The organism is Duganella sp. BJB476 (genome assembly GCF_003416895.1).
Taxonomy (GTDB): Bacteria; Pseudomonadota; Gammaproteobacteria; order Burkholderiales; family Burkholderiaceae_D; genus Rugamonas.
Map to the genome: position 1 here is coordinate 79,144 of NZ_QVIO01000011.1, position 13,429 is coordinate 92,572.

A 13,429-nucleotide genomic window follows, 5' to 3' on the forward strand; every position below is an offset into this window, starting at 1 on the left:
CATGATCTTACAGTGTTTCCTAAATGATTATTTTGAGTGGTGAGTGTGATGACACCGGATAACGCAGAAAACGCGCTAAGTCATTGTTTTCAGGCCAAGATTTAAACCATTTTTGGCCCTGTGCTCTCCGCATGGGGTCGATTGGCGGTACTATATATTTCCGTAAGGAGAACACTTAACATGCCATCAATCGTACCTGGTTTAACGACCGACCAAATCGCCAGCCTGCAGTCGCTTCAGATCGCCTCGATGACGACTGCCGACATCCAGCTGCTCACGACCCTGCAAATGACCGCATGGAACACGGAGCAGCTCGGCTATTTTGGTAGCAACCAGTTGCGCGCGCTGTCCACGCAGAACCTGCAGGCGCTGAACACCCAGCAGCTCGGGTATGGCATCACCACCCAACAAATCCTGGCGCTGTCTACCGGACAGCTGCTCAGCCTGACGACCAACCAGCTGGTCAACGGCCTGACCACCACCCAGTTCGCCGCGCTGGCGACCGCGCAGCTGACCACGCTGGGCAGCGCGCAACTGGCCCTGCTCGGCACTGGCGACATCGCCGCGCTGAAGACGCAATCGCTGGCCTCGCTGGGCACCCAGCAGCTGCGCGGCTTGCGCACCGACCAGATCGCAGCGCTGGACAGCAGCCAGAGCGCCGCGCTAAAAACCAGCCAGATCGCCGCCTTGACCAGCAACCAGCTGGCCAGCTTCGACACCGAAGACGTCGCCGCGCTGGGCACGCAGCAACTGGTCGCCCTCGGCACCAGCCTGCTGAGCGCGCTGACCACCGGCCAGATGGCCGCCTTGAACACCGCCCAGGCCGGCAGCCTGGCAACCCAGCAGATCGCCGTGCTCGGCAGCGACCAGTTGGCCGCGCTCGGCACCAGCGGCTTCGCCGCATTGAAAACGTCGCAGATCGCCGCCCTGACCACCAAGCAATTCGTCGCGCTGAGCACCGACCAGATCGTCGCGCTGACCACCGCGCAAACGGCCGCGCTGACCACCCTGCAGCTGGCGCAGATGTCCAGCGCCCAGCTGGCCGCGATGGAAACCCAGGACTTCGCCGCGCTGAAGAGCCAGCAGCTCAACGCGCTCAACACCAGCACCACCGCCGTGCTCAGCACCGACCAGATCGCCGCGCTCAGCACCGCCCAGGTCGCCGCGCTGAAGACCAGCCAGGTACGCGGCCTGAGCACCGACCAGATCGTCGCCCTGACCACCGCGCAAATCGGCGCGCTGACCAGCGCGCAACTGATCGTGCTGACGTCCGACCAGATCGCCGCCATCGAAACGCGCGACATCGCCGCGATGAAATCATCGCAGTTCGCCGCCATGGCCACGGCCCAGGTCAACGCGCTGGGCACCGCCCAGGTGCAGGCGCTGACCACCGCGCAAGCCTCGGCCCTGACCACCCAGCAAATGGCCGCGCTCGGCACCAGCTGGATCGCCGCACTGGAAACGGCCGACCTGGCCGCGCTCAAGACCCACCAGATCGCCGCCATCGCCAGCAACGGCATCGCCGCGCTCGGCACCGACCAGGTCGCCGCGTTGACGACGCTGCAGATCGGCGCGCTGAAGAGCTCGCAACTGGCGGCGCTGGACACCGACCAGATCGCCGTGCTGAGCTCGAACCAGGTGATCGGCCTGGGCACGCAGCAAGTGGCCGCGCTGTCGACCAAGCAACTGGCCGCGATGAGCACCACCAATTTCGCCGCGCTGCGCTCGCAATCGCTGGTCGCCATGGGCACCAGCCTGATCGCCGCGCTGACCACCGACCAGATCGTCGCACTGACCACCGCCCAGGCTGGAGCGCTGAGTTCGCTGCAACTGGCGGCGCTGTCCAGCGCCCAGCTGACCGCGATGCAAAGCCAGGACCTGGCCGCGCTGAAGACCCAGCAACTGGCCGGCCTGAGCACCAGCAACCTGCACAGCCTGGGCACCGACCAGGTCGCCGCGCTGACCACGGCGCAACTGGCCGCCCTGTCGACCCAGCAGCTGAACGCGCTCGACACCGACCAGATCGTCAGCCTGACCACCGCCCAAGCCGCTTCGCTGACCACCCGCCAGGTCGCCGCGCTGGGCAGCAACGCCATCGCCGCCCTGGAAACCCGCGACGTCGCCGCGCTGAAGAGCGCGCAACTGGCCGCGCTGGGCAGCAACCAGATCGCCGCGCTGGGCACCGACCAGATCGTCGCGCTGGGCACCGCGCAGTTCGCCTCGCTGGGCACCCAGCAAGTGGCCGCGCTCGGTTCCGACCAGGTCGCCGCGATGGAGACCGTGGACTTGCTGGCGCTGCGCTCGCAACAAGCCTCCGCGCTGAGCACCGCCGCCGTCGCCGCGCTGACCACGGCGCAGTTCGCCGCGCTGAGCAGCATCCAGCTGGCCAACTTCACCACCGCCCAGGTCGCCGCGTTGACGACCGACCAGATCGTCGCGCTGACCACGCTGCAAGCGGGCCAGCTGGCCACCCGTGAAATCGCCGCGCTGTCGACCAATCAGTTGAACGCGCTGGAAACGGCCGACTTCGCCGCGCTGAAGACCGCGCAAATCATCGCGCTGACGTCGGCACAGATCGCCGCGCTGAGCACCGACCTGATCGTCGCCCTGACCACCGCGCAAGCGGGCGCGCTGACGCCGGTGCAGCTGAACGCCTTGAGCAGCGACCAGCTGGCCGCCATGGAAACCCAGGACTTCGCCGCGCTGAAGACCAGCCAGCTGCTGGGCCTGGGCACCAAGTCGATCGCCACGCTGACGCCGGGCCAGGTCGGCGCGCTGCAAACCTCGCAGATCGCGCAGCTGACCTCGGACCAGATCCAGGTGCTCAGCTCGATCCAGCTGGGCGCGCTGACCACACTGCAGGTGAACGCCCTCAGCACCGTCCAGATCGGCTACCTGCTGACCAGCCAGATCGCCGTGCTGACCACGGCCGACTGGGCCGCGCTGAAATCGTCGCAGCTGAACGCGCTGACGTCGAAGCAGATCGCCGCCGTCACCACCGACCAGATCGTCGCGCTGAGCACCGCGCAGGCGAGCAACCTGAACACGCAACAGCTGGCGCTGCTGTCGACCGACCAGCTGGTCGCGATGGAAACGCTGGACCTGGCCGCGCTGAAATCGAACCAGATCGCCGGCCTCGGCACGTCCGCCGTCGCCGCGCTGACCACCGCCCAATGGCAGGCACTGAAAACGTTGCAAACCGCCGCGCTGACCACCAGGCAGATCGCCGCCGTCACCACCGACCAGATCGTCGCGCTGACCACGGCGCAGGCGTCCAACCTGAGCACGCAGCAAGTGGCCGCGCTGTCGACCGACCAGCTGCTGGCGATCGAGACCGACGACCTGGCCGCGCTGAAGACCGCGCAACTGGCCGCCATCGGCACCGCCCAGATCAGGCTGTTGAGCACCAACCAGATCGTCGCCCTGGGCACCGCCCAATACGCCGGCCTGAGCTCGCGCCAGCTGCAAGCGCTGACCAGCGACCAGCTGGACGCCATGGAAACGCGCGACCTGGCCTCGCTGAAAACCTCGCAACTGATCGGCCTGGGCAGCGACCAGCTGAACGCGCTGACCAGCGACCAGGTGGCCGCCTTGACCACCATCCAGCTCAACGGCCTGAGCACCGCGCAACTGGCCACGCTGAGCACCACCCAGATCGCCGCCATGGCCACCGCGCAAGTGGCCTCGCTGGCCACCGCGCAAGTGGCGCTGCTGGGCAGCGACCAGCTGCTGGCGCTGGGCACGCAAACGCTGTCGTTGCTGAAGACGGCGCAGATCGCCGCCCTCAAGACCGCGCAGATCGCCGCGCTCAACAGCGACCAGATCGCCGCGCTGAGCACCGCCCAGGTCAGCAACCTGACCACGCAGCAGATCGCCAGCTTCAGCAGCGACCAGGTGAACGCGCTGGAAAGCCAGGACTTCGCAGCACTGAAAACCGCGCAATTCGCCGCGCTGAGCACCGACGTCATCGCCAGCCTGAGCACCGCCCAGGCCGCCGCGCTGACCACGATCCAGGTGTCCAGCCTGAGCACGCGCCAGACCGCCGCGCTCGGCACCGCGCAAGTGGCGGTGCTGTCCAGCGCCGACATCGTCGCGCTGAAGACCGCCCAGTTGGCTGCGCTGACCACCGACCAGCTCGACGCGCTGCGCACCGACCAGTTCCGCCTGCTGACCGCCGCGCAAATGGCGGCGCTGAGCAGCGCCCAGTTCAAGTCGCTGACCACCGACCAGATCGTCGCGCTGAACACGCTGCAGGCGGGCAGCCTGGCCACCGCGCAAGTGCGCGCCATGACCGCCGGCCAGTTGGCCGCGCTGGAAACGCAGGACCTGGCCGCGTTCAAGACCCAGCAAGTGGCCGCGCTGAGCACAGACCAATTGATCTTGCTGAGCACCGGCCAGATCGCCGGCCTGAGCGTCACCCAAGTGAGCAACCTGAGCACGGCGCAAGTGGCGTCGCTGACCAACGGCCAGATGCTCGCGCTGGAAAGCCAGGACCTGGCCGCGCTGAAAACCGCGCAGCTGCAGGCACTCAACACCGACCAGCTGGACGCGCTGTCGACCGACCAGCTGCAAGCCATGACGGTCGCGCAGTTGTCCTCACTAAGCACGGCGCAATTCCAGGGCCTGCTGACCTCGCAAATCACCTCGCTGACCACGGCGCAAGTGGCGGCGCTGGCCACCGGCCAGGTCGCCAGCCTGAGCGCCGGCCAGCTGGCAGCGCTGACCACCGATGAAGTGATCGCGCTGAAGACCACGCAGATCGCCTCGCTGAAGACCGCGCAAGTGCAGCTGCTGAGCACCGACCAGGTCGCCGCGCTGACCAGCCTCCAGGTCAGCGCCATGAGCACCGGCCAGCTGTCCTCGCTGACCACCGACCAGATCGCCGCGCTGAGCACGGCCGACTTCGCCGCGCTGACCGCCGCCCAGTTGGGCGCGCTGGGCATGCTGAACAACCTGACCACCGACCAGATCCAGGCCTTGACGCCGGTCCAGGTCGGCGGCCTGACGACGGCCCAGATCGCCGCGCTGAACACCGCCCAGATCGTCGCCCTGACCACCCGCCAGATCGGCAGCGTGAGCACCGCCGGCGTGTCCATCCTGAACAGCGACCAGTTGCGCGCGCTGGAGCTGGCGGACCTGGCAGCGATGAACACCGCGCAGATCGTCGCCCTGGGCACCAACCAAGTGACCGTGCTGACCACCGACCAGATCATGGCGCTGACCACGGCGCAAGCCGGCGGCCTGGCGACCGCGCAAGTGGCCGCGCTGAGCACCGACCAGGTGCGCGTGCTGACCACCGCCGACTTGCTGATGCTGCGGTCCGCGCAAATCGCCGCGCTGACCACCGACCAGATCGGCGCGCTGGTGATCGACCAGGTGCAGGTCCTGGGCGGCGCCCAGCTGAACGCGATGAGCAGCACCCAGTTCCAGTCGCTGAACTCGGACCAGATCATCGAACTGACCACGCAGCAATATCAATCGCTGGGCACGGCGCAGATCGCCATGCTGACCACCCAGCAACTGGCCGCGCTCGAACTGGAAGACCTGGCAGCGCTGAAGACCGCCCAGCTCGCCGCGCTCGGCACCGCCCAGGTGCAGTCGCTGACGGTCGACCGCATCGCCGCGCTGACCACCGCCCAGGCGCAATCGCTGAGCAGCAACCAGCTGCAGGCGCTGACCTCGGACCAGGTGCAGGCGCTGAACACCGACGACCTGCTGGCCCTGAAGGCCGCGCAAATCGTCGCGCTGACCAGCGACCAGCTGAATTCGCTGCTGGTGGGCCAGTGGCAGAGCCTGGGTTCGACCCAGCTCAACGGCCTGAGCACGACGCAATTCCATGCGCTGAGCACCGACCAGATCGTCCAGCTGAGCACGCAGCAAGTGTCCCAGCTGGCCACCGCGCAACTGGCGGCGCTGAGTTCCGACCAGCTCGGCGCCCTCGAGCTGGAAGACCTGGCCGCGCTGCTGACCGCCCAGATCGCCTCGCTGGCGACCTTGCAGATCAGCCAGCTGGGCCTGGCGCAGATCGGCGCGCTGACCACCTTGCAAGCGTCCTCGCTGGGCAGCAATCAGCTGATCGCGCTGAGCACCGACCAGCTGCAGGCGCTGGGCACCGACGACCTGGCGGCGCTGAAGACCGCGCAAGTGCAGGCGCTGACCACCAATCAGCTGGTGTCGCTGACGATGGATCAGCTGCAAAACCTGACCACCGCGCAGATCGACGCGCTGACCTCGGCGCAGGCCTCCTCGCTGACCACCGACCAGATCGCCGGCCTGACGACGCTGCAGGTGGACAACATCGCCACGCGCCAGCTGAACGCCTTCACCAGCAACCAGATCGCCGCCCTCAGCACCGACGACTTCGTCACGCTGTCGAGCACGCAGATCGCCGCGCTCAACGCCGCCCAGTTCGGCGCGATCACCACCGACCAGATGGTGGCGCTGAGCAGCATGCAGGTCGCCGCGCTGAGCACCGCGCAAGTGGCCGCCTTCAGCAGCGACCAGCTGGACGCGCTGGAGACGTCCGATTTCGCCGCGCTGAAATCCACCCAGATCGGCGCCATCACCACCGCCAACATCGGCGCGCTGACCACCGACCTGATCGTCTCGCTGGCGACGGCCCAGATCGTCGGCCTGAGCAGCGACCAGATCGTCGCCCTCAACAGCGACCAGGTCGCCGCGCTGCGCACCGCGCAAGTGGGCGCGCTGAGCACCGTGCAGATCGCCGCGCTCGGCACCGGCCAGATCGCCGCGCTCAGCACCATGGACTTCGTCGCGCTGCGCAGCAACCAGCTGGCCGCCTTCCGTTCCGACCAGTTCGCCGCGCTGACCAGCGACCAGCTGAACGCGCTGTCGAGCAGCGCCATCACCGGCCTGAGCACGCAGATCCTGGCTTCGCTGACCAGCACCCAGTTCAGCCTGCTGAGCACCGGGCAAGTGGCGGCGCTGACCTCGGTCCAGCTGCCGTCGCTGGGCACGGCCCAACTGACCGCGCTCACCACCGACCAGTTCGCCGTGCTGAACACCGCCGCCCTCAAGAACCTGCAGGCGAGCCAGTTCGGCGCGCTGACCACCGACCAGATCGTCGCGCTGACCACGGCGCAGACGCGCGCGCTGACCAGCGTGCAGCTGACCGCGCTCACCAGCGACCAGGTCGCCGCGCTGGAGACAGTGGACCTGGCCGCGCTGGCCACGGCCCAGCTGGTCACCTTGGGCAGCGACCAGCTGCTGGCGCTGACCACCGACCAGCTGCAAACGCTGGCCACCGCGCAGCTGACGGTGTTGACCACCGACCAGGTCAGCACCGGCCTGTCCACCAGCCAGATCGTCGCACTGACCACCGCGCAAGCGAGCTCGCTGGCCACGCGCCAGGTGGCCGCGCTGACCACCAGCCAGATCGCCGCGCTGGAAACGGAAGACCTGGCCACGTTCGCGACGCGCCAGATCGTCGCCCTGGGCAGCCAGCAAGTGGCCGCGCTGGGCAGCGACCAGCTGAACGCGCTGACCACCGCCGAACAGGCGGCGCTGACCACCAGCCAGCTGAGCAACGGCCTCGGCACGGCGCAGCTGGTCACGCTGGACAGCGCCCACATCTCGGCGCTGACCACCGCGCAACTGGTCTACGGCCTGGGCAGCGACGGCATCGCCGCGCTCACCACCGACCAGCTGGGCGCGCTGCGCACCGCGCAAACCTCGCTGCTGAGCACCAGCCAGGTGCAGGCGCTGACCACCGACCAGATCGTCGCGCTGGGCACCGCCCAGGCATCGACCCTGAGCACGCAGCAGATCGCCGCGCTGACCACCGACCAGTTGGTGGCGCTGGAGACGGTCGACGTCAACGCGCTGGCCACCCGCCAGATCGCCGCCCTGACCAGCGACCAGATCGGAGTGCTGTCGAGCGACCAGCTGAACGCGCTGAGCACGACGCAGCTGGCCGCGCTGACCACCCGCCAGCTGGCCAACGGCCTGCAGACCGCGCAGCTGGCGGCGCTCGACACCGACCACATCGCCGCGCTGGGCACGGCGCAACTGGCCTACGGCCTGAGCACCGACGCCATCCTGGCGCTGACCACCGACCAGGTCGGCGCGCTGAAGACCGCGCAGATCGCGGCGCTGACCACCGCCCAGGCCAGCAGCCTGAGCACCAACCAGATCGTCGCCCTGGCCACCGCCCAGATGACCGGCCTGTCCACCGCGCAAATGCCGTGGCTGACCGTCGACCAGCTGGCCGCCATGGGTACCGCGCAGATCGCCGCCATCGACACCCAGGACATGGCGGCGCTGACCGCGGGCCAGTTCACCGGCCTGTCCACCAACCAGACCGTGGCGCTGACCACGGCCCAGGTGCGCGGCCTCAAGACCGCGCAGGTGGCCGCCATCGACGTCGGCCAGATCACCGTCTTCAGCACCGACCAGATCGCCGCCCTGAGCACCGCGCAAGCGGCCGCGCTGAGCGTGACCGCGGTCGTCACGCTGTCGACCCGGCAGATCGGCGCGCTGGTGACGGCCGACGTCGCCGCGCTGGGCACGCTGCAGATCTCCAGCCTGGACGTCACGCAACTGCCGGGCCTGAACACCTCCCAGGTGCAGGCGCTGACCAGCGTCCAGTTGGGCGCGATGACGGCCGACCAGATGTACGCGCTGAGCACCGGCCAGATCAGCGCGCTGCGCACGGCGCAGATCGGCTACCTGAACACCACGCAGCTGGCCGCGCTGTCGGACGCCCAGATCCAGGCCTTCACGACCGACCAGGTCGCCGCGATCAAGCTCAGCCAGGTCACCGCGCTGACCGTGGACCAGCTCGCCGTATTCAGCACCGACCAGCTGCGCGCGCTGACCACCTCGCAGATCCAGACCCTGACCACCACGCAGCTCAACGCGCTGACCGGTCCGCAGGCGGCCGCCTTCACCACGCAGCAGATGGCCGCGCTGAAGAACGCCCAGATCGCCGCGCTGACCATCGACCAGATCAACGCCTTCACCACCGACCAGCTGGGCGCCTGGACCACCAGCCAGCTCGGCTCGCTGACGGCGACGCAGATCGGCTACCTGTCGACCACGCAGATCGCCGGCCTGACCAACCCGCAAGTGGCCGGCCTGAAAACCAGCCAGCTGATCGTCTTCACGACCGACCAGATCGCCGCGTTCACGGCCGGCCAGGTGCCGTCGCTGACCACCGCCGGCCTGACCGCGCTGAGCGTGGCGCAAGCCAACGCCTTCACCGGCGGCCAGGTGGCGGCGATGACGGTCACGCAGACCATGGCGCTGAACGCCTCGTCGACCAACTACGCCACGCCGCTGGTGCTGGACCTGGACGGCAACGGCGTGCGCACCCTGAGCATCGCCGCCGGCGTGCAGTTCGACATCCGCGGCGACGGCAAGGCCGTCCACACCGGCTGGGTCGACGCCCACGACGGCCTGCTGGCCCTGGACCGCAACGGCGACGGCGTCATCAACGACGGCAGCGAACTGTTCGGCAGCGCCACCACGCTGGCCGACGGCAGCAGGGCGGCCAACGGCTACGCCGCGCTGCAGGCGCTCGACAGCAACGGCGACGGCAAGATCGACGCCGCCGACGCCGCCTTCGGCGCGCTGCGGGTCTGGATCGACGGCAACTCCGACGGCGTCAGCCAGGCGGGCGAGCTGAAGACGCTGGAGCAGCTGGGCATCGCCAGCATCGCCACCCACGCCGACAGCGCGCTGACGCTACAGAACGGCAACGCCATCGGCCTGACGTCGAGCTACACCGGCACCGACGGCGCCACGCACGCCAGCGCCGACGTCTGGTTCCTGGCGCAAAAAGGCGCCGCGGCCGGGGCACCGTCGCTGCAGCAGCAGGTGAGCGGCCTGAGCAACGCCATCGCCAGCTTCGCGGCGGCCGGCGCCGCCATGCCGGCCACCCCGGCGCCGCAGCTGACGACGCCGCCGACCGGCCAGGCCGCCGCCAACCCGCTGGCCGAGGCCTTGAGTCAATACCGCGCCGCCCACGGCCTGCAAGCCGCCTGGACCGACCCGCAGCGCGACAAGACCCCGGGCGCCGACCACAACGCCGGCACCTGGTTCAGCGTTCCCAACCGCTAACCCACATCGGGGGTCAAGTCTGACATTCGGACACGAGCTCTGCCGTAGCTGTTGCTAGGGCAGAGCTCGTGTCCGAATGTCAGACTTGACCCCCGAGTAAAAGGTATCATGCTGGAATGATTTAACTGCACACCACGCCATGACCGCTCAAGTTCCTGCTGTACCCGCTTCATTTGAATCCAACCCGCTCGGCACCGTCATGGCGATGGCCGTCCAGGGGGTGCTGTCCATCGGCGATTTGTTCGGCGCCGCCGGCGTGCTGCAGGAAAGCGGCCAGGCGCCCGCCGCCATCGCGCTGTACCAGGCCTGGATCGCCCATACGCCGTCGCCGACGGCGTACGCGGCCTGCTTCAACCTGGCCGTGCTGCTGTCCACCACCGGCGACGAGGCCGGCGCCGAGGCGCTGCTGCGCCAGGCGATCGCGCTCAATCCGGACTTCGTCGAGGGCCGCCTGAACCTGGGCTCGCTGCTGGAGCGCGCCGGCCGCCCGGACGACGCGCTGGCCATGTGGAACGCCATCCTGACCGATACTATCCAGCCCGACATCAAGAGCAACGCCGCGCTGTACATCCAGACCCTGAACAACCTGGGCCGCCTGCTGGAAATCGTCAAGCGCTATCCGCAGGCCGAAGCCATGCTGGCCCTGAGCCTGCGCGTCGATCCCAAGCAGGGCAACGTCATGACCCACTGGGTCCACCTGCGCCAGAAGCAGTGCGTATGGCCGGTCTACAGCGGCCTCGAACACATCTCGGTCGCCACCATGATGGAGGGCACCTCGGCGCTGGCGATGCTCAGCGCCTCCGCCGATCCGGCCCGGCAGCTGGCCGCCTCGCGCCGCTTCGTCACCGAGAAGGTCAACGCCAACGTCGCCCCGCTGACCGGCGCCCACGGCTACGGCCACCAGCGCCTGCGCATCGGCTACCTGTCGTCGGACTTCTGCTCGCACGCGGTCTCGATCCTGACCGCCGAGCTGTACGAGCTGCACGACCGCGGCAAGTTCGAGGTCTACGCCTTCAGCTGGAGCCGCGAGGACGGCTCGCCGATCCGCGCCCGCGTGGTCAAGGCCATGGACCACTACATCCGCATCGACCAGATGAGCGACGAGCAGGCCGCCCGCGCCATCCGCGCCCACGAGATCGACATCCTGGTCGACCTGCACGGCCTGACCTCGGGCGCGCGCCCGAACATCCTGGCGTTCCGCCCGGCGCCGGTGCAGCTGACCTATCTCGGCTTCCCCGGCAGCACCGGCCTGCCCGGCGTCGACTACGTGCTGGCCGACGAATTCCTGATCACGCCGGAGATGACCAAGGACTTCAGCGAGCAGCCGCTGTACCTGCCGGACACCTTCCAGATCAACGACCGCCAGCGCCTGATCGGGCCCAAGCCGACCCGCGCCTCGGTCAAGCTGCCGGAAGACGCCTTCGTCTTCTGCTCGTTCAACAACAACTTCAAGTTCACGCCGGAAGTGTTCAACGTCTGGATGAACATCCTGCGCCGCGTGCCCGGCAGCGTGCTGTGGCTGGTGGCCGACTATCCAGAGGTGCGCGAGAACCTGTGGCGCTACGCCGAGCAGGTCGGCATCGCCCGCGAGCGCCTGATCTTCAACAGCCGCGCCATGCCGGCCGACTACCTGGCGCGCTACCAGCTGGCCGACCTGTTCCTCGACACCTTCCCGTTCAACGCCGGCACCACCGCCAGCGACGCGCTGTGGGCCGGCCTGCCGCTGCTGACCTGCGCCGGCCGCACCTTCTCGTCGCGCATGGCGGGCAGCCTGCTGAAGGCGGTCGACCTGCCGGAACTGATCACCTTCAACTTCGCCGACTACGAAGAGAAGGCGGTCGCGCTGGCCCACGATCCGCAGCGCATCGCCGCCATGAAGCGCCAGCTGACCGACAACCGCATGAGCTGCGCGCTGTTCGACAGCCCGCGCTTCGTGCGCAACATGGAAGCGGTGCTGCAGAAGATCGCCAAGCCGGCCGCGCCGCGCCTGGCGCCGCCGCCCGCGCCGGTGTTGAAACCCGATGCGCCGCGCCTGCCGGCCGCGCAGATCCCCATCGTCACCGTCTCCTACAACGCGCCCGACCTGATCGAGGCGCTGCTGGCGTCGCTGCGCAAGTTCTATCCGAACCGCGTCTACATCATCGACGGCTCCAATCCGGACATCGCGGAAAAAATCCGCGCCATGGCGGCCGGCTACGACAACGTCGAGTTCATCCCGTTCGGCTACAACATCCACCACGGCCCCGGCATGACCTGGGCCATCAACCACCTCGGGCTGAAGGGCGAAGTGCTGTTCCTCGATTCGGACGTGGAAGTGGTCAACCCCGGTTTCATCGAATCGCTGCAAAGCCAGCTGCAGCCGGGCATGTACGGCGCCGGCCACCTGCGCATCGTCACCGAGGGCGGCTACGAGCGTCCAATCGAGAACCCGATACGCTACCTGCACCCGGCCTGCATGCTGGTCAACCTCGAGGTCATGCGCCAGTGGCCGCTGCCGATCAAGCACGGCGCGCCGATGATCCAGGCCATGCTGGCCATCCACCGCGCCGGCGCCCATCACCTGATCGCCGCCGTCGACTGGGTCGACCAGGATTTCAGCCGCGAGTCCCAGCGCGTCTTCCTCAAGCACGACTGGCAGGGCACCGTGATCCGCACCGGCGGCTACCACTACGACCTGCCGGCCGCCTCGGCGCAGATCAACCAGGACCTGCTGTCCATGGTGCCGGCCGACGCCCGCAAGCTGGTCGACGTCGGCTGCCACGACGGCGCCTTCGCCAAGGCCTACCGCCAGCGCAACCCGATCTGCAACTACACCGGCATCGAACGCGATCCGGCGCCGGCCAACGCCGCCCGCCCGCATTGCGATTTCGTGTTCGACCAGGATATCGAAACCGCCAGCCAGGAATTCTGGTCGCACGTGACCGGCGCCGATTGCTGGATACTCGGCGAGGTGCTCGAACACATGAACGACCCGTGGGCCGTGCTGACCCGGATCCGCTCCAACATGGCGCCGGGCGGACGCGTGATCGCGGCCATTCCCAACTTCCAGCACTGGAGCATCCAGGCCCGCCTCAACGCCGGCGACCTGCGCTACGGCCAGGGCGCGGCGATGAACAAGGGCCACAAGCGCATCTTCACGCGCGGCGCCATGCTCGACCTGTTCCTGCAGACCGGCTTCAAGATCGCCGGCGGCAGCGCGCGCATCCCGGACGAACCGGCGCGCGACAAATACCTGCCGGCGATACGCCTGATGGCCCAGGCCAGCGGCGTCGACCCGGAGATCGCGGTCGAAGACGCGCTGGCGCCGCAGTACATCCTGGTGGCAGTCGCCGCCTGATCCGGATACCGA

At 68.4% G+C, this 13,429-nt stretch carries 2 protein-coding genes; both read left to right on the plus strand.

Annotated features, from left to right (window positions below):
- The first annotated feature begins 180 nt into the window (after positions 1-180).
- Entirely contained in the window at positions 181-10,080 is a 9,900-nt protein-coding gene (locus tag D0T21_RS29645; RefSeq protein WP_116994600.1) for an S-layer family protein, read from the plus strand.
- A gap of 139 nt (positions 10,081-10,219) precedes the next feature.
- Complete coding sequence (locus D0T21_RS29650; protein ID WP_116993963.1) at positions 10,220-13,417, plus strand: methyltransferase domain-containing protein; 3,198 nt, start codon at positions 10,220-10,222, stop codon at positions 13,415-13,417.
- Positions 13,418-13,429: the final 12 nt, after the last annotated feature.

Coding starts and splice junctions, on each gene's coding strand:
- D0T21_RS29645 (WP_116994600.1), top strand. CDS start 181: ATGCCATCAATCGTACCTGGTTTAACGACCGACCAAATCGCCAGCCTG.
- D0T21_RS29650 (WP_116993963.1), top strand. CDS start 10,220: ATGACCGCTCAAGTTCCTGCTGTACCCGCTTCATTTGAATCCAACCCG.